This window comes from Caulobacter sp. GW821-FHT10E02 (assembly GCF_059415225.1).
On the sequence record NZ_JBWKMV010000003.1, the window covers coordinates 467866 to 483219 of the forward strand.

Genomic DNA, 15354 nt, shown 5'->3' on the forward strand with positions numbered 1-15354 from the left:
GGAGAACTCTGTGAATTGAAGATCGCGCGGCGCCTTTGTCTCGGCGTCGGGCGTTGCCTTCGATATTGCGCGCTAGGCCGCGGGAATCTGGGCGAAGCTCTGCAATAGCGGAAGTTGCAACCCGAAATCACAGCGAAATGTCGGATTCTCGTAGCAATACGGTTGCGAAGCATTGCCGGTTAAGGTATGTAGAACGGGTCTACCCACAAGACTTCCCATTAGCCCCGTCGGAGAGCGACTCTCCGGCGGGGCTTATGCATTCAGGGTCTGTTTTTCGGGCCGAGGTCTGTTTTTTGGCGTCGTGGCGAAAAACGCCAAGCCGGGCCGGACGTTCCTCCAGTCAAGCTGACTAGATGCGGTCTTCCGGCGGCGCGCCGCTTTGGCGGTACAGATGCGGGCCGTGGACGACCGGCTGACGCTCCAGGATCTGGCGGACCTTGCGCACGGCCATCGAGGCGCGGCTGCGGCGCTGACGCCAGAGCAGCAGGGTCATGGCCCCCAGGGTGGCGGCCAGGAACGGCATCGGGCCCAGCAGCCAGACAGCGGCCGCCAGGGCGAAGTAGTAGGCGCGGACGCCGGCGTTGAAGGCCGAAAGGGCCGGGTTAAGGATGCCGCCGGCGGCCTCGGCATATTCGGCCAGCACGGCGGGCGGGGCCCACATCGGCGCGGCGCCGATCGCGGCCAGGCAGTAGTTCATCTGGCGGATCGACCAGATGAAGTCGAGCAGGCCTCGGGCCAGGGCGACCAGCACCAAACCGAGCTTGATCTGGAACATCACCGGCGTGGTCTTGGCCAGCACGGCCAGGCCCTCGACGCTCTTCCAGGCGTTGTCGCCGCCGAAGAGCACCCCGGCCGCGGCGGCGATCAGGATCAGGTTCGACGAGGCGAAGAAGCTGGCCGAGTTGATCGCGTGGCCCAGCAGCTGGCCGTCCAGCAGGGCGATCTCGCGCACCGCCATCTCCTGCATCCATCGGCGGCGGATGACGGTCATGTCGGTGTTCAGCACGCCGCCGCCTTCGCCCAGGCGCTTGAGCATGGGCTCGTACAGCAGCCAGCAGAACGCGAAGACCGTGACGGCGAAGAGGTCGAAGAGCTGGGCAGGCGACATGGGGGAACTCTAGACGGACACGGAGAGTCGGAAAACGCTGATCATTTTTGTTTGGCGCGCGGCGGGCGCCGAAACCGCGTCACACTTTCGGCTGCCGCGCTTAGTCTTCGTGGATCAGGCTGTGCTTGCTGGTGTCCTTCAGGATGACCGAGCACACGAGGCCGACCGCCATCACCGCCGCCACATAGAGATAGAAGGTGCTCTCCATCTTCTCGTGCTTGAAGGCCAGAGCGACCATCTCGGCGGTGCCGCCGAACAGCACATTGGCCAGAGCGTAGGGCAGGGCCACGCCCAGGGCGCGGACCTCGGCCGGGAACATCTCGGCCTTCACCACGGCGCTGATCGAGGTGTAGCAGGACTGGAAGGCCATGCCGGCCAGGATCAGCATCAGGGCGCTTGTCACCGAGGTCGCGTGGCTGATGCCGGTCATGATCGGCCAGATGGTCAGGGCCCCGCCGCCGAAGGCCAGGATCAGCATTGGCTTGCGGCCGAACCTGTCCGACAGCCAGCCGGCCAGCGGCTGGGCCAGCATGAAGCCGATCAGGCTGAGCGCGCTGATCTCCGAGGCCTGGCCCTTGCTGAAGCCGGCCGTGTTGACCAGGAACTTCTGCATGTAGGTCGTGTAGACATAGAAGGTCAGCGAGCCGCCGGCCGTCAGGCCCATGATCAGCAGGCTCTCGCGCGGGTGGCGGCGCACCAGCGGCACGATCAGCGACACGAAGAACAGCACCAGGAACAGCGCCCCCAGATACTGGCCGGGCTTGGCCAGCGGACCGGTGGTGACGCCCATGACGCCGGCGATCACGGTCAGCACCAGGAGGACGGCGGCGCTGCCCACCTGGCCGCGCGACAGGGTCTCGCGCTGGGCGGGCTTCTTGAAGGCGATGCTCTCTTCCAGGCCTCGGCGGATCCAGAACACCACCACGGCCAGCACCGCGCCGATGATGAACGGCACGCGCCAGCCCCAGGCCTTCAGCTCGGCTTCGCCCAGGGTCCGTTGCAGAACGATCAGCACGCCCAGGGCGATCAGCTGGCCGGCGATCAGGGTCACATAGTGGAAGCTGGACCAGAAGCCGCGCCGGGCCTTGCCGGCCATCTCGCTCATATAGGTGGCGCTGGCGCCGTACTCGCCGCCGACCGACAGGCCTTGCAGCACGCGGGCCAGCAGCAGGATGGCCGGGGCCCATAGGCCGATGGTCTTGAAGTCGGGGGTGACGGCGATGATCAGCGCGCCGCCGCACATCAGAGCCACCGAGGCCGACAAGGCGGCGCGGCGGCCAGCGTGGTCGGCGTACATGCCCATCAGCCAGGCGCCGATCGGGCGCGCGACGAAGCCCAGGAAGAACACCGCCGCCGCCTGCAGCAGCTGCACGGTCTGGTCGCCCTTGGGGAAGAAGGCCGGGGCGAAATAGAGGGTGAAGGCCGCGTAGGCGAACCAGTCGTACCACTCGACCAGATTGCCGGCCGAGCCGCCCAGGATGGCCTTGGCGCGGGCCACGGGCGACAAACGCACGCTGGCCTGCTCGGCGGTCGCCGTCATGATGGTGTCCCCTCCCATTTGGGAGGGGAGATTAGGCGAACGTGGGTCTAGGGCAACCGCCGCGTCAGCCGAACGGCTGACGCGGGCCCTTTAAGACGACTAAATTCGACCCAGAAGCACCAGGATGATGAGGATGATCAGGATCAGGCCCAGGCCGCCGCTGGGGAAATAGCCCCACGAGCGGCTGTGGCCCCAGGTCGGCAGCGCGCCGATGAGGGCCAGGATCAGGATGATGATGAGGATCGTGCCGAGCATGGTCGAAGTTCCCTCCAATCCGCGTCGGCCACCGTGGCGACGCTAGGTCAGGACTTCGGAATTCGCGGCGCCGCTTGTCGGTTCCGCGCAGTTTGGTTCCCGTAAATCGGACGGAATCCGAACCCTAGGCGAGGGTGTCCTCGGCCTTGCGCTGGCGGATGGCCCACAGCGCCCCGATCACCATGCCCTTGACGCGCGGCAGCAGGAGCAAGGTGAGGGCGGCCACCGAGACCAGGGTCAGGGGCGCGACGATCCAGGGCGAGGCTTCCCAGATCCACGGGAAGAACAGCAGCGGCGCGACGATGAAGTGGCCGACCAGCAGGATGGTGAAATAGGCCGGGCCGTCGTCGGCCGGATAGCTGGCCAGCTCGTGGCCGCACGCTTCGCAGACCGGCTCCACCTTCAGGTAGCTGCGGTACAGGTGGCCTTCGCCGCAGTTGGGGCAGCGGTGCTTCAGACCACGGGTGAGACCGGCGAGCATGGGCGAAGCGGAGGGCTGGAACTCTGACATGCCGCTCATATGCGCTTTCGAGTGGGACTGGAAAAGGGCGACCAGCTGACGCACGGCGACGTTATGTCCGAGCCTGTCATAAGGTCTTGTAGATTTTTGCGGTCAGTAGAACGCAGTGTGTTCTGGAATTGAGCTCGAATAGGCGATGCAAACGATATCCAGGAAGGTCGCAAGACTGGACCTGGTTAATGGGCGTTGTTTCAAAAACCGCGTTCCGGGACCTTGAATCCTTGATCGGAGGTCTTTGGAACAGTTGCGGAAGGCCAGCGTTGATCGTCTGAATTGCAGAAGAGGCCCGCCATGACGCCAGAACGCCCTGTTCAGCCCGATCCCGGCCCGGAAACGCCGCCGCACAAGGGCGCCGGCGCCTCCAAGGCCGAGCACGCCGTCCGTCACGCGCCGGACAGCGCCGTCGCCCCGCATGAGAAGCGGACGATCGGCGCGGAGACCTCGCGCGAGGAAGACGCGTAAGAAGGGGCTAGTGCTTGGCGTCGCGGGCGGCGCCGGCAACGGCCTTGCCGGCCGACGAGACGTCGCGGCCCGCGCCTTCGATGGTGTTGCAGGCCGAGACCAGCAGGGCGGCCGCCGCGGCGGCGAGGACGATGATCTTGCGCATGGGGTGAACTCCACCAGTAAAAAGGCGGCGGGACCTTAGCCATGGGCCGCGCCGAGCTTCAAGAGCCCGGCGCGGCTTAAGGATTAGCGAACCCGGCGGACCGAGCTGAAGCGGTCGTTCTGCTTCTTGGGCAGGCTGGGCGTATCGTAGTCGTAGCGCCAGCACTTGCCCTGATAGTAGGCGTGCTCGCAGAACTCCCACGACCCGCGCGAGATGCGCATCGACGAGACGCGGTCGTTGAAGCCCAGGCGCGTCAGGTCCGGCGTGTCGCCGCGCAGCGGACGGGCCTCGCCGCGATAACCGTCATGCTCGAACAGCACGACCTCGCCGCCGGGACCCCAGCGGTCGCCGCGCCGGTCATCACGGCGATCGTCGCGACGGTCGTCTCGGCGATCATAGCGGTCGTCACGGCCTTGGTAGCGGTCCTGGGCGACGGCGCCGGTGGCCACCAGGGCAATGGCCCCGCAAGCGATCAGGAAAGCGGTCTTGCGCATGCTGATGACCTCCTAGCGGACGCGACGGATCGAGCTGATCGCGTCGTTCCATTCACGGGGCAGGACGGCCTGATCGGCGTCCAGACGGCTGCAGCGGCCTTGATAGTTGGCGTGCTCGCAGATTTCCCAGCGACCGCCGGTGCGACCGATCTGGATCGACGAGGCGCGGTCGTTGAACTTCACGGCGCCCAGGTCGGGCATGTCGCCGTTCACCTCGAACGAGCGGCCTTGATATTGCGGGTCCTCGAACAGCACGACGCCGTCACGGCCGCCGCCACCACCACCCGGACGACCGCCGCCACCGTTGTTCCAGCCGCCGCCACCGTTGCCGCCGCCGTTGTTCCAACCGCCGCCGCCGTTCCAGTTGCCGTTGTTCCAGCCGCCGTTGCCGTTGCCGGCCAGGCTCTGGCAGATCAGCTTGCCGTCGCCATTGGCCATGCCCTGGCTGTTGCAGTCGCGCAGATAGGCGCTGACCCAGGCCCAACCGCCACGGCTGGTCTTGCAGCGGGCGTGGACCTCGCCGTTGAAGGTCGTGATCTCACGGCACGACTGCAGGTACGAGCCGCGCGGCGGCTCCTGATAAGCGCCGTTCCAGTTCGGCGCCTGGGCCGAGGCCGCGCCGGCCAGAGCGGCGACAGCGGAAAAGGCCATCAGGCCAAGGGTCTTTCGCATTTGGTTTCCCCACCAAAGAAGGCTTCGTCGTGAGAAGCCGAGCTAGCCGTCCTCCAACTGAACGGCGCCTGAACGGTCTAGCTCTGAAAGTTAACGATCGATCGGGCGGTAGTCGACCTTGACGTGTGGTTTCAGCTGCGCCTCGGTGAACCACACGGGCTTGGTCTTCATGGCCACGAACAGCGGGGTCTGGTCGGCATAGTGGGGCGACTGGGCGTCCAGGGTCGCCGAGCCGAACTGGTGGATGCTCTCGGAGTGGAGCTGGCCGGCTTTGTCCCAGGTGACGAACATGATGAAGGTGTCGCCGCCGTCGGCCGTGGTGGTGCCGTCCTTCTCGGGCTTGCCCCACACCGAGCGATAGGTGTCTGCCGCGCCGTCGATCGGCAGGTTCACGGTCCCGCGCCGGATGCGGTTGACCTCGCCCCACTCGGGATCCAAGCGGCCGAAGTGGGTCTTCAGCTGGGTGATCGCCGTCTTCAGGCTGTCGATCGGCGTCGGGGCCGGATCGCCGTTGGAGCGGGCGAACAGGATCGGCTGGGTCATCAGCGCCGCCAGGGCCGCGCCGCGATTATGAACGTCGGCCCGCTTGTCCCAGGCGCGCAGGATGGCCTGGGCCTTGGCCAGATCGGCGTCGCCCTTGGGATCGATCGCCGTGACCTCACGGACCATCTCCATCACCGACGAGCGGTCGCTGAAGGTGATGTCGAACTTGTGGGCCCGGAAGCTGGCGTCGGTGATCGCGTGGTCGGTCCCGAAGGTCTCCAGCGCCCGCCAGGCGCGGTTGGTCATGTTGGTCTGCAGGCCCATCGAGGCGGGGAAGGCCTCGGGCTTGAGATTGTCGGCGTCCTCGCTGGCGCGGAAGGGTGTGTTGTTGGAGTTGAACACCAGGCCCGACTTCGGATTCCACAGCTGCGGGATCTGATCGACGGGACGATAGCCGTGCCAGACCAGGTCCGAGCGGTCGCCGGGCAGGACGCCCTTCCAGTCGGCCTGGACGGTGCGGTTCGGGTACTGGCCGTTGTGCACGAAGCCGATGTTCCCGGCCTTGTCGGCATAGATGTAGTTCAGGCTGGGGATGGCGTTCGTGGCGATGGCCGCGCGCCATTCCTCGACGGTCCTGGCCTTGTTCAGCCGCCAGTACTGCAACGGCTGGCGCCACTCGCCCATGCCGGCGTAGCGGATGGCGAAGACGCCGTGATCGGTCTCCAGCACCGGCCCGTGCACCGAGCGCAGCACGGCCTTCTTCACCGGCAGGACGATGGGGCCGACGAGCTTCACGCGCAGGGTGACGTAGCGCTTGTCGAAGTCCTTCCACTGGCCGTCCAGCTTGTACTGGTTCTTGTTCGCCGGGTTGATGGTCAGGCGGTAGATGTCCACCAGGTCGGGCTTGGACACCGTGTTGGCCCAGCCCAGGTCGGCGTTGTGGCCGTGCAGCATGAACGGCGCGCCGGGGAAGAAGCCGCCGGCCACGTGCCAGCCCTGGCCGCTTTCGACCACCGCCTCGTACCAGGCGACCGGGCCTGTATAGGGCTGGTGCGAATTGACCAGCAGGCGCGTGGCCCCGTCGGCGCTGCGCGAGGGCGCGGTGGCCAGGCCGTTCGAGCCCTTGGCCGGCGGGGGCGGGGCGCCCGGCGAGGTCAGGTGCTTCAGCTCGCCGTCCAGGCCGTAGAAGAACGGCTGCTTGAAGATGAAGCCGGCCTCGATGTCGTGGCCGGTCAGCGGCAGCAGGCCCGGCTTGACCTTCTCCGGATGCTTGGCGGCATAGACGCTGACCCCGTCGGCATAGGCCTCCATGACCTTGCGCAGGTCGGCGGGCAGCTGGTCGTAGTGGGCGTCGGTGGTCGGCCAGACGTCGAGCAGGGCGGCGACATAGTCTGTCGGCGCGGCGGCCTTGCCCTTGTCGCGGGCCAGCACGCCGCGCGTGGCCAGCACCACGTCCTGCAAGGTGGCGAAGTCGTCCTCGCTCTGGGCGAAGCCCAGGCCGAAGGCGGCGTCGGCGTCGGTCTTGCCCAGCACGTGCGGCACGCCCCAGTCATCGCGGCGGATACGGACGTCATAGGCTTTGGCCTTGTCGAGCAAGGCCTGGCGGGCAGGGGCCTTGGGCAGGCTGGCGTGATCAATGACGATCAGCGTCACGGCCGCCAGCACCACCAGCGCCAGCAGCGCGCCGACCCCACGCAGGATCCACTTCATCCGAGCCTCCCCCATAAGGCCCATGAGGCCCATCTTGTTTGTTACCGCTGATCATGTCCGGCCGGCTTGGTCGTGCCTAGAGCCGGTTTCGACGAAAGCTGGCTGAAAGGTCGCGATAACGTCGTTCGCCATCCCTAACTGCGCTGCTAGGTTCGACTTAAACAACGAGGGAGGCGCGCCCATGGCCCGCAAGCACTTGGTTTCGGTACTCGCCGTTCTGGCCCTGAGCGTCGGTGGGGCGGCGTTCGCCGAGGTTCCCGCCAACATCACCAAGGCCCTGGCCGACCCGTCGCGGCCCGCCGCCGACACGGCCCGTGACGCCGCCCGCCATCCGGGCGAGGTCCTGGCCCTGGCCGGCGTGAAGCCGGGCGAAACGGTCATCGACTACGTGATGGGCGGCGGCTACTTCACCCGCATCCTGTCGGCCGCCGTCGGTCCCAAGGGGACGGTCTATGCCTTCCAGCCGGCCGAGTTCATCAAGTTCAAGGCGCAGTATGGCGAGGACCAGAAGACGGTCGCGGCGGCGCTGCCGAACGTCAAGCCGCTGAACGGCCCGATGACGGCGCTGGACCTGCCGAACGGCGCCGACGTTGTGATCACCGTCCAGAACTACCACGACCAGCACCTGAAGCCGTTCCCGGTCGACACCGCCGCCAAGGCCAATGCCGAGATCTTCAAGTCGCTGAAGCCGGGCGGTATCTTCCTGGTCATCGACCACGCCGCTCTCGCCGGCGCGACGACGGCCCCGGACGCTCTGCACCGCATCGACATCGCCCAGGTGAAGACCGAGGTCGAGGCCGCCGGCTTCAAGCTGGAAGCCGAGAGCCCGCTGCTGGCCGACAAGGCCGATACGCATACGGTGAGCGTGTTCGATCCCAGCATCCGCGGGAAGACCGATCAGTTCATCCTGAAGTTCCGTAAGCCGAAGTAATCCAACCTTTTGTCATCCCGGAAGCCTCGTAGAGGCTGTCCGGGACCCAGGGGCGGCCGGCACAGAGTTCACGCACCCCCTGGGTCCCGGACAAGCGCTGCGCGCTTTCCGGGATGACAAGAATTGGTGCGGGGAAGGACCTACGAACTACGCGCCTCCGCGCCCATGAAGATCACCTTGGCGCCCTTGTTCACGGCCGAGCCCAGCTCGGCCGCGTCCCAGTTGGTCAGCCGCACGCAGCCGTGCGAGGCGCGCTTGTTGACCAGCTTGGGATCGGGGGTGCCGTGGATGCCGTAGGTGTCCTTGGTCAGGTCGATCCAGGTCGAGCCGACCGGGTTGTTGGGCCCGGCCTTGATGGTCAGCTTGGCCTTGGGCTTGCCGAAGGTCAGGCGCGACGGGTCATAGGTGTAGGTCGGCTTCGGCGCCAGCGTCCGCACGGCCCACTCGCCGGAGGGGGCGGGGCGCTCGGTGCTGCCGACCGTGGCCGGATAGACGGCGAGCTCGGTCCCGTCCTTGTCGAAGGCGCGGACCTGGCCCAGCGCCTTGTCGATCTCGATGCGGTCGACCTTGCGATCCAAGGTGTCGGCGCCGGCGGCCGTCACCACGATCGTCGTCCCCGCCGCGCCAAAGTCGACGCCGGGGTTCAGGGCCTGCAGCAGCGCCTCGTCCATGTGGAAGCGCTCGGCCAGCATCTCGAGCGGCGTCACGTAGTCCAGCGCCGGCAGCTTGGCCATCGCCTCGTAGTCGTCCTTGGGGATCGGTGGCGAGAACGGGCCGGCCTCGTCCTGCGCGGTGATCGTGTAGTCGACCAGCACCGGCCCGCTGTCGCCGGCGGTGAGGGTCTCGACCAGGGCCTGGGTGATCTGGCCGTCCGCCGTCTGGTTACGCGAGGCCTGGAAGGCCTTGATGGCCAGGGTCAGGTTCGTGCCGTCGCGGCCGTCGATGACCCCGGGCGAGAAGTGGGCGCGATCCAGCAGGGTCTGCACCCGGATCAGCAGGTTGCGATGCGCCTCGGGATCGGTCGCGGTGGCATCGAAGGCGGCGGCGTTGATCGTCTGGGCCAGCGGCGAGCCTGCCGCCACGGCCGGAGGCGCGGCGACCACCGGAGGCTGGGCGGGGGCGGACTTCTGGACCGTTTTCGCGGGGACGGGTTTGGCCGGCGGCTTGTCGTCACAAGCGGCCAGCGCCAGGACGGCGAGTAGGGCGAAACGAACGGTCATGCTTGCTCCAGCGGAACGACTCCCTGGTCTCAAGCCTTGAGCCATGGCGAAGTTCCACCGGAGGCGAGGGCTGTCTTGAGAGTGTTGCGAGGTCTGCTCTGGGTCTTTGGCGTCCTGCTGTTGGCGATCGGCGTCTTCTGGCTGTGGGTGACCTGGCCCGTCAGCGGGGAGCCTAAGATCCCGGTCGCACCCGGGACGCTGGCCGCCGCGCCGCCTCAGCACATCCCTTCGGTCGATCCGCCGTCGGCCCCGCTGGTCGGCGGTCCGCCCGAGGCGTGCGAGGGGACCGGCGCGCCGCTGGGCGCCGCCGCCGCCAACGCCTTCACCCTGGCCACGCTGCCTTGGCAACCGTTCGGCAGGCTTGAGATCGGCTGGGAAATCTACGCCCCCCGCATCGCCGCCGAGATCGGCACCACCTGCGCGCCCGACACCGACGGCTTCGCCTCGGCCCTGGCGCGCTGGCAGGGGACGCATGGCGTGCAGCAGAGCGGCGTGCTCTCGCAGGCGACGTTCCAGACCATGCTGACCGGCTGGCACCTGGCCCGGCCGTTCGTGCGGGTGAACCGCGACGGCATGTGCCCCGGCGCGCCGGCGCTGGCCGATCTGGCTCAGGCCGAGGCCCGCGAAAGCTACGGCGGCAAGACGATCCTGCTGCGGCCCGGCGCGCTGGAGAGCTACCACCGGATGGTCGCGGCGGCGAAGGAAGCGGGCGTCCTGACAAGGCCAGAGACCCTGACCATCTTCTCCGGCTTCCGCGCCCCGGACGCCGACGCCCAGCGTTGCGCGCGGGACAACAACTGCCAGGGCCTGACGCGCACCATCTGCTCGGCGCACCGCACGGGCCTGGCCATGGACGTGGTCATCGACAGCTCGCCGGGTTTTGGACCCGACAGCTCGGCCGACGCCAATCGCCTGGTGATGTCGCGCTCGCCGCTCTATCGCTGGATGGTGGTGAACGCGCCGCGCTTCGGCTTCGTCAACTACGCCTACGAGCCCTGGCATTGGGAATGGACGGGCGAGCCGCTGCTGCCCGGCGTGCCGATCTCCAGCCTGCCCAAGGAAGGCTCGGAGCCGATCGTCACGGAACCTGCGGGTCAGCCCATTTCTGGAAAGCCGGCCGCTGCCGCAGACGCTCGTAATAGGCGGTGAGGGTAGGCCAGTCCTCGCGCTCGATCGGGCTGAATAGCCAGCGATGGACCGACAGGCCCAGCACGATGTCGGCCAGGGTGAACTTGTCGCCGGCGACGTAGGCACCCGTGTCGACCAGCCGCGCGCTGAGCAGGCCCATGGCCGTGTTCCACGCCGTGACGCTGGTGGCGATCTGCTTGGGGTCGTCGAAGCCCGGCGTCTGGCGCACCAGGCCGGCGAAGGCGTAGCGCCAGGCGGTGTTCAGCTCGGTGCACTGCCAGTCCATCCACTGGTCGACCAGCGCCCGCTGGCGGCGGTCGTCCGGAAACAGCGGCGTGCCGGCCGCCACGTAGCGGCATATGGCGTTACTTTCCCAGACCGGGCCGTGCTCGTCGATCAGCACCGGCACCAGGGCGTTGGGGTTGAGCTTGACGAATTTCGGGTCGCTGGTGGGGGCGAAACCCTGACCCCAGTCCTCGCGCTCATAAGCCACGCCCAACTCGTCCAGGGTCCAGAGGACCTTGCGGACGTTGATGGACGAGGTGCGGCCGAGGACCTTGGGGATCGTCACCGGGTCATCCAGGGTCGGGACTTGCCGGTCGGGGCGGCGACGCTGGAGCGCTCGATCTTGCCGGTCGAGGCCTTGGCGCCATGGCCGTGCTTGCCCTGGGCGGCCTTCTTCAGGCGCAGGGCGCGTTGCATCGGCGTCTCATCCGCCGGCGGGGTGTCGATCTTATCGGTCATGAAGGCGATGTAGGCCTGTAGAGACGCCTTGAGAAGGCCGCGCTTGAAGGTCACTTTGGAAAGATGTCGTCGCGCCGTTCGGTTCCCCTCCTTGTTGTCGCCGCCCTGCTGGCGAGCGGTGTCGCCCACGCCCAGGGCAAGCCTCCCCAGGAAGGGCCCAACACCGTCGCGCCGATCCTGATCCTGCCGCCGACCCTGCCGCCCAACCTGGTCTCGACCTATCCGGCCCAGGACCAGACGGTGGCCCCGGGCGTGCTGATCCTCAAAGCCGCCTTCGACCAGCAGATGTCGCCCGCCGCCTGGAACTACGCCGCCGCGCCCGGCGCCGAGCCGATGGACTGCGTGAAGACGCCGCGCCTGCTGGGCGACCAGAAGACCTTCGTCCTGCTGTGCCGGGTGCTGGCCAACAAGACCTATGGCGTGACGTTCAACGCCGAGCGGACCGGCGGTTTCGCCAATCTCGGCGAGAACCCGGCCCACACGGCGACCCTGACCTTCAAGGTCGGCTCCAACGATCCGGTGACCACGGTCCGCCGCGCCATGGAGGCCGCCAAGCTGCAGCCCGACCAGATGCCGGTGCAGGATGCACCCATGGCGGTCGCCGGCGCGGCGAAACAGCCCAGCTTGCCGTAGAGCTTACCCTAGCTTGTGGCGTCCGCGCCCCGGCTGACGCATCATCGTCCGATGACGGGGGAATCGGGGCGCGAGTGGACAGGGGCTGACCTGGCCGTGGTGGTGGGTGACTATGTCGCCCAGCTGGAGAAGACGCTCGCCGGCAAGCCGGTCGATCGCAGCGCCCACGACCGCACGGTGCGGTTCGTCACCGGCAAGTCCGACATGCCGATCACCTGGAAGCAGGGCGAGATCTCGGCCGTGCTGTCGCTGATCGGTCTGCCGATCCTGCGCGATCAGCCGCCGCGCTGGTCCTACGACTCCGCCCTGCTGGAAGCCGTCGAGGAGCAGCTGGCCGCCAAGCCCGCGCTGCTCAGCGCCGCCGTCCGCCCCGCCTCGCTGTTCACCGCCCCGGCCGCCGTGCCGCTGATCGAGGCCGCGCCGCCCCGGCCGATGCCGATGGACGAGCGCCTGGTCCGGGTGATCCAGCGTTTCGACATGGGCAGTCGCGAGGCCGACGACCGCTTCCTCAAGGGCCTGGGCGTCGCCAGCATCATCGCCTTCGAAGCCCGCCGCCTGTCCGAACGAGGGCGTCCGGACCTGGCGGCCAAGATCCGCCCGTCGCGCGATGGCGATCCGGACGGCTGCGACGTCATCGGCTTTGGCCTGGATGAGAGCCCGCGCCTGATCGTGGTCAAGACCACCCTGTCGGGCGAAGTCTCGCCGTTCGGCCTCACCGAAACCGAATTCGCCCTCTCCGAAACCCGCCCCGAAGCCTTCCGCATCCGCCGCGTGTACGACCTGCTGGGCGAAGCGCGGTTTTATCGGATGAAGCCGCCGTTCGGGTAGAGACGCGGCGGCGCTCCGAGCGGCGAGTCTAAGGTGAGCATTGCTGGCTCGACGTTTCGGCGAGAGCTAGCTCTGCCTCAGCTCGGCGAAGAAATCCTCGAGCAATGTCGCGCGCTCGCTATAGGGGACGTGCCGCCCGAAGTGGGCGGTGACGTCGGCGACGATCTGCTCGGCGGAGCGCGCGTCCTCCGTCGAATGAGCCGCCCAAGCGCGACCAGGATGCAGCGTGTCCCAGGGAGAGCGCTTGTTGGCCCGCGTCGTGGCACTGTCGCCGTGTTTGCCCAGGCCGTAGAGCAGGTTCGTCTCGTTATTCCAGATCGGTTTGAAGAGATGGATCAGATAGTCCTCGGCCGCCGTTTCCCAGCCTGATTGGACCACGAGAAAACGAGCATCGAAGTCGGCGACGTCCAAGGTCGAGACCGCCTTGCCGATATTCTTTCTGTGCTCGTTTAAGCGCGCCGCGAGCCGTGGGCCTTGATCACGAGCGCTATGTGCTCCCTGCTGGCCAGGAGCTGCTTGGCCGACATAGATCGGCGTCTCTGTCCCCGAGAGCGGGGCATAGAGCGGATAGGCTCCACGATAGTAGATCGCGTAGACGCCCGATCCGTAGAACTGGCCAATAGTGCTCAGCGGCACGCGCTCCTGCGCGACCATGGCGAGGGCCGTGAACCGTCCGATCACTTTGGGGTTGCTGGGGTCGAAGACCGAGCGTGGCATCGCGATCGGGTCCAGTCGACGCAGCGCCGCCTCCAGCGTTTCGATGACGTCGCGTAGTTCATGGTCGACTTTGCGGCGTGCGACCGGCGAAAAGGGCGCGGTATCGGCCATGGTCGTCAGGGCGGCTACGCGCTCGCGCAGCGCGGCGATCTCGGCGTCGAGGGAATTGGTCTTGCTCACGCCGCGTAGCGTAGCTTCCTCGCGACGTCCTTGCCAATCACCTCGGCCAAACGAACCGGCACGGCGTTGCCGAGCTGGCGCATTACCTCGCTCCAGGCCCCGTGGAAGATGAAGCTGTCGGGGAAGGTCTGAAGGCGCGCGCTCTCGCGAACCGTGAAGTAGCGCACCGTGCCGTCGGGGCGAGCGAGCATGTTCTCGCCGCCGGGAACGCCATGGACGCCGGCCTTCAGGGTCTTGGCCGGCTCGTCCAGCGGACTGCCGGTGTGGCCGGGATAGGCGCGGGCGCCGGGCTGGAAGCGGTGATAAGCGATCTCGGCCGCGCGCTTGGGATCCCGTTCCGGATCGGGCAGGTCGGCGGTCGCGTCGCGCACCGTCCGCCAGGCGACCTCGCTTGGCTTTTCGCACAAAGCCATGGCGCGCGCCGGCGCGTCGGTGGCGTCCGGCCGCTCGGCCTTGGCGACCTTGTGCGCGTCCCAATAGTCGCCCGAGCGATGTTGCGCCCACAGCAAAGCCTCGGCCGAGTGGGTGGCGACCGGGAACGACCATTCCAGGTCCAGGTCGTCGCGGAAGCCCACGAAGATCACCCGCTCGCGCTTCTGTGGCACGCCATAGTCGGCGGCGTTGAGCACGCGGGCCACCACGCGGTAGGCCAGACCATCGCGCGCGCCGCGCAGGTGATGTTCCTCCAGGCGCGCCAAGTGCTCGGACCAGTCCTCGTCCGGGCGGGCCACGACCTCCGGATGCTCCAACTGCAGGCGGATATATTCGAAGTAGTTGCGGAAGCTGGCCCGGGTCAGGCCCTTGACGTTCTCGAACACGAAGGCCCGCGGTCGCGTCTCGCGCACGGCGCGGATCGCGTGGGGAAACATGTCGCGCGTATCGTCGTACGCCCGGTGCTTGCCGCCCAGCGAGAAGGGCTGGCAGGGCGGCCCGCCCGATACCAGGTCGACCTTGCCTTCCAGGCCCGTGAAGTCGACATGGCGCACGTCGCCCTCGACCTCGGGCCAGCCGGCCATCGGCGACAGCGGGCTTTGACGGTTCTCGGCGATGGTCTCGCGGCAATAGCGGTTCCACTCGACCACCTTGGCCGGTTTGAACCCCGCCTGGCATAGGCCGATACCCAGCCCCCCGGCGCCCGCGAACAGTTCGATCGACTTCATGAGTCCAAGAATGTTCTAATTTCGTTCTCAAGGAAAGCCTCGTCCTTGAGCCCACATTCCCAGAGGGTCAGAACGCTCCAGCCCAAGGCTTCAAGCTCCGCCAGCTTGCGAAGATCGCGCGCGCGATTCCCCTCCAGCTTCGGTATCCAGAACTCGTGCCGTGATTTGGGCAGCCGCGCCAGCTTGCAGTCCGGATCGGGATGGCGGTGCCAGAAACACCCGTGGACGAAGATCACCTTCTTTCGGCCGGGGAACACGAGGTCCGGCCGCCCGGGCAACTTCGCACCGTGCAGGCGGTAGCGATAACCCAGCCGGTGGGCGAGCCGTCGGACCAGCATCTCTGCGCTGGACCCTTTGCCCTTGACGCGGGCCATCCGGGCGCTGCGCTCGGCGGGGGAGAGGGTGTCCATGAGTTCTATGTGGC

19 protein-coding genes are annotated in these 15354 nt (G+C 67.4%); 5 read left to right on the forward strand and 14 right to left on the reverse strand.

Annotation, left to right across the window (positions count from 1 at the left end):
* Positions 1–349: 349 nt before the first annotated feature.
* From AC07NI_RS17310 to AC07NI_RS17325, 4 genes are all read right to left on the reverse strand, one after another.
* Complete coding sequence (locus AC07NI_RS17310; RefSeq protein WP_494621325.1) at positions 350–1108, reverse strand: DUF599 domain-containing protein; 759 nt, start codon at positions 1106–1108, stop codon at positions 350–352.
* Between the two features lie 100 nt (positions 1109–1208).
* On the reverse strand, positions 1209–2648 hold the full coding sequence (locus AC07NI_RS17315; RefSeq protein ID WP_494621327.1) for an MFS transporter: 1440 nt from the start codon (positions 2646–2648) through the stop codon (positions 1209–1211).
* Between the two features lie 99 nt (positions 2649–2747).
* Positions 2748–2903 (reverse strand): DUF3309 family protein, encoded by a 156-nt coding sequence (locus AC07NI_RS17320; RefSeq protein WP_099580360.1) that lies wholly within the window; start codon positions 2901–2903, stop codon positions 2748–2750.
* A 124-nt stretch (positions 2904–3027) separates the two neighbouring features.
* Positions 3028–3423 (reverse strand): DUF983 domain-containing protein, encoded by a 396-nt coding sequence (locus tag AC07NI_RS17325; RefSeq protein WP_494621329.1) that lies wholly within the window; start codon positions 3421–3423, stop codon positions 3028–3030.
* A 291-nt stretch (positions 3424–3714) separates the two neighbouring features.
* Here AC07NI_RS17325 and AC07NI_RS17330 point away from each other — a divergent pair, with 291 nt between their 5' ends.
* Positions 3715–3885, forward strand: a complete 171-nt coding sequence (locus AC07NI_RS17330) for a hypothetical protein (protein WP_494621331.1) — start codon at positions 3715–3717, stop codon at positions 3883–3885.
* A 7-nt stretch (positions 3886–3892) separates the two neighbouring features.
* Here AC07NI_RS17330 and AC07NI_RS17335 read toward each other — a convergent pair whose 3' ends face one another.
* The 4 genes from AC07NI_RS17335 to AC07NI_RS17350 all read right to left on the reverse strand — a co-directional run bounded on the left by AC07NI_RS17335 (position 3893) and on the right by AC07NI_RS17350 (position 7389).
* On the reverse strand, positions 3893–4030 hold the full coding sequence (locus AC07NI_RS17335) for an entericidin A/B family lipoprotein (RefSeq protein ID WP_492921080.1): 138 nt from the start codon (positions 4028–4030) through the stop codon (positions 3893–3895).
* A gap of 83 nt (positions 4031–4113) precedes the next feature.
* The gene (locus AC07NI_RS17340) at positions 4114–4524 is read right to left on the reverse strand and encodes a beta/gamma crystallin-related protein (RefSeq protein WP_494621333.1); all 411 of its coding nucleotides are present in this window, start codon (positions 4522–4524) and stop codon (positions 4114–4116) included.
* Between the two features lie 12 nt (positions 4525–4536).
* Entirely contained in the window at positions 4537–5196 is a 660-nt protein-coding gene (locus AC07NI_RS17345; RefSeq protein ID WP_494621335.1) for a beta/gamma-crystallin, read from the reverse strand.
* Between the two features lie 90 nt (positions 5197–5286).
* Entirely contained in the window at positions 5287–7389 is a 2103-nt protein-coding gene (locus tag AC07NI_RS17350; RefSeq protein WP_494621337.1) for an acylase, read from the reverse strand.
* A gap of 181 nt (positions 7390–7570) precedes the next feature.
* Between AC07NI_RS17350 and AC07NI_RS17355 the strand changes: the two genes are divergently transcribed.
* Positions 7571–8320, forward strand: a complete 750-nt coding sequence (locus AC07NI_RS17355) for a class I SAM-dependent methyltransferase (RefSeq protein WP_494621339.1) — start codon at positions 7571–7573, stop codon at positions 8318–8320.
* Positions 8321–8460: 140 nt separating this feature from the next.
* Here AC07NI_RS17355 and AC07NI_RS17360 read toward each other — a convergent pair whose 3' ends face one another.
* The gene (locus tag AC07NI_RS17360; RefSeq protein WP_494621341.1) at positions 8461–9540 is read right to left on the reverse strand and encodes a L,D-transpeptidase family protein; all 1080 of its coding nucleotides are present in this window, start codon (positions 9538–9540) and stop codon (positions 8461–8463) included.
* 81 nt (positions 9541–9621) lie between these two features.
* Here AC07NI_RS17360 and AC07NI_RS17365 point away from each other — a divergent pair, with 81 nt between their 5' ends.
* Positions 9622–10689: a M15 family metallopeptidase gene (locus tag AC07NI_RS17365; RefSeq protein WP_494622258.1), complete on the forward strand. Its 1068-nt coding sequence runs from the start codon at positions 9622–9624 to the stop codon at positions 10687–10689.
* Here the strand turns inward: AC07NI_RS17365 and AC07NI_RS17370 are convergent.
* On the reverse strand, positions 10619–11239 hold the full coding sequence (locus AC07NI_RS17370; protein WP_494621343.1) for a glutathione S-transferase family protein: 621 nt from the start codon (positions 11237–11239) through the stop codon (positions 10619–10621). The two genes, AC07NI_RS17365 and AC07NI_RS17370, sit on opposite strands and share 71 nt — an antisense overlap.
* Positions 11236–11412 (reverse strand): hypothetical protein, encoded by a 177-nt coding sequence (locus tag AC07NI_RS17375; protein ID WP_494622260.1) that lies wholly within the window; start codon positions 11410–11412, stop codon positions 11236–11238. Before AC07NI_RS17375 ends, AC07NI_RS17370 begins: the two co-directional genes overlap by 4 nt.
* A gap of 63 nt (positions 11413–11475) precedes the next feature.
* Here AC07NI_RS17375 and AC07NI_RS17380 point away from each other — a divergent pair, with 63 nt between their 5' ends.
* Entirely contained in the window at positions 11476–12045 is a 570-nt protein-coding gene (locus AC07NI_RS17380) for a hypothetical protein (RefSeq protein WP_494621345.1), read from the forward strand.
* 51 nt (positions 12046–12096) lie between these two features.
* A complete protein-coding gene (locus tag AC07NI_RS17385; protein WP_494621347.1) occupies positions 12097–12873 on the forward strand; it encodes a protein NO VEIN domain-containing protein in 777 nt (258 codons plus the stop codon).
* A 66-nt stretch (positions 12874–12939) separates the two neighbouring features.
* On the opposite strand, the gene AC07NI_RS17390 is transcribed toward AC07NI_RS17385, so the two are convergent.
* From AC07NI_RS17390 to AC07NI_RS17400, 3 genes are read right to left on the reverse strand one after another with little or no spacing between them, the layout of a single operon-like run.
* Entirely contained in the window at positions 12940–13770 is an 831-nt protein-coding gene (locus AC07NI_RS17390; protein ID WP_494621349.1) for an Eco29kI family restriction endonuclease, read from the reverse strand.
* Positions 13767–14930: a DNA cytosine methyltransferase gene (locus AC07NI_RS17395; protein ID WP_494621351.1), complete on the reverse strand. Its 1164-nt coding sequence runs from the start codon at positions 14928–14930 to the stop codon at positions 13767–13769. The genes AC07NI_RS17390 and AC07NI_RS17395 overlap by 4 nt, the downstream gene beginning before the upstream one ends.
* The gene (locus AC07NI_RS17400) at positions 14927–15340 is read right to left on the reverse strand and encodes a very short patch repair endonuclease (RefSeq protein WP_494621353.1); all 414 of its coding nucleotides are present in this window, start codon (positions 15338–15340) and stop codon (positions 14927–14929) included. Before AC07NI_RS17400 ends, AC07NI_RS17395 begins: the two co-directional genes overlap by 4 nt.
* Between the last annotated feature and the right edge of the window lie 14 nt (positions 15341–15354).

Bases quoted from the DNA above. Each gene is read 5' to 3' on its own strand.
- AC07NI_RS17310 (WP_494621325.1), bottom strand. From the start codon at position 1,108: ATGTCGCCTGCCCAGCTCTTCGACCTCTTCGCCGTCACGGTCTTCGCG.
- AC07NI_RS17380 (WP_494621345.1), top strand. From the start codon at position 11,476: ATGTCGTCGCGCCGTTCGGTTCCCCTCCTTGTTGTCGCCGCCCTGCTG.
- AC07NI_RS17330 (WP_494621331.1), top strand. From the start codon at position 3,715: ATGACGCCAGAACGCCCTGTTCAGCCCGATCCCGGCCCGGAAACGCCG.
- AC07NI_RS17360 (WP_494621341.1), bottom strand. From the start codon at position 9,540: ATGACCGTTCGTTTCGCCCTACTCGCCGTCCTGGCGCTGGCCGCTTGT.
- AC07NI_RS17345 (WP_494621335.1), bottom strand. From the start codon at position 5,196: ATGCGAAAGACCCTTGGCCTGATGGCCTTTTCCGCTGTCGCCGCTCTG.
- AC07NI_RS17335 (WP_492921080.1), bottom strand. From the start codon at position 4,030: ATGCGCAAGATCATCGTCCTCGCCGCCGCGGCGGCCGCCCTGCTGGTC.
- AC07NI_RS17315 (WP_494621327.1), bottom strand. From the start codon at position 2,648: ATGACGGCGACCGCCGAGCAGGCCAGCGTGCGTTTGTCGCCCGTGGCC.
- AC07NI_RS17320 (WP_099580360.1), bottom strand. From the start codon at position 2,903: ATGCTCGGCACGATCCTCATCATCATCCTGATCCTGGCCCTCATCGGC.
- AC07NI_RS17340 (WP_494621333.1), bottom strand. From the start codon at position 4,524: ATGCGCAAGACCGCTTTCCTGATCGCTTGCGGGGCCATTGCCCTGGTG.
- AC07NI_RS17400 (WP_494621353.1), bottom strand. From the start codon at position 15,340: ATGGACACCCTCTCCCCCGCCGAGCGCAGCGCCCGGATGGCCCGCGTC.
- AC07NI_RS17395 (WP_494621351.1), bottom strand. From the start codon at position 14,930: ATGAAGTCGATCGAACTGTTCGCGGGCGCCGGGGGGCTGGGTATCGGC.
- AC07NI_RS17385 (WP_494621347.1), top strand. From the start codon at position 12,097: ATGACGGGGGAATCGGGGCGCGAGTGGACAGGGGCTGACCTGGCCGTG.
- AC07NI_RS17350 (WP_494621337.1), bottom strand. From the start codon at position 7,389: ATGAAGTGGATCCTGCGTGGGGTCGGCGCGCTGCTGGCGCTGGTGGTG.
- AC07NI_RS17325 (WP_494621329.1), bottom strand. From the start codon at position 3,423: ATGAGCGGCATGTCAGAGTTCCAGCCCTCCGCTTCGCCCATGCTCGCC.
- AC07NI_RS17355 (WP_494621339.1), top strand. From the start codon at position 7,571: ATGGCCCGCAAGCACTTGGTTTCGGTACTCGCCGTTCTGGCCCTGAGC.
- AC07NI_RS17375 (WP_494622260.1), bottom strand. From the start codon at position 11,412: ATGACCGATAAGATCGACACCCCGCCGGCGGATGAGACGCCGATGCAA.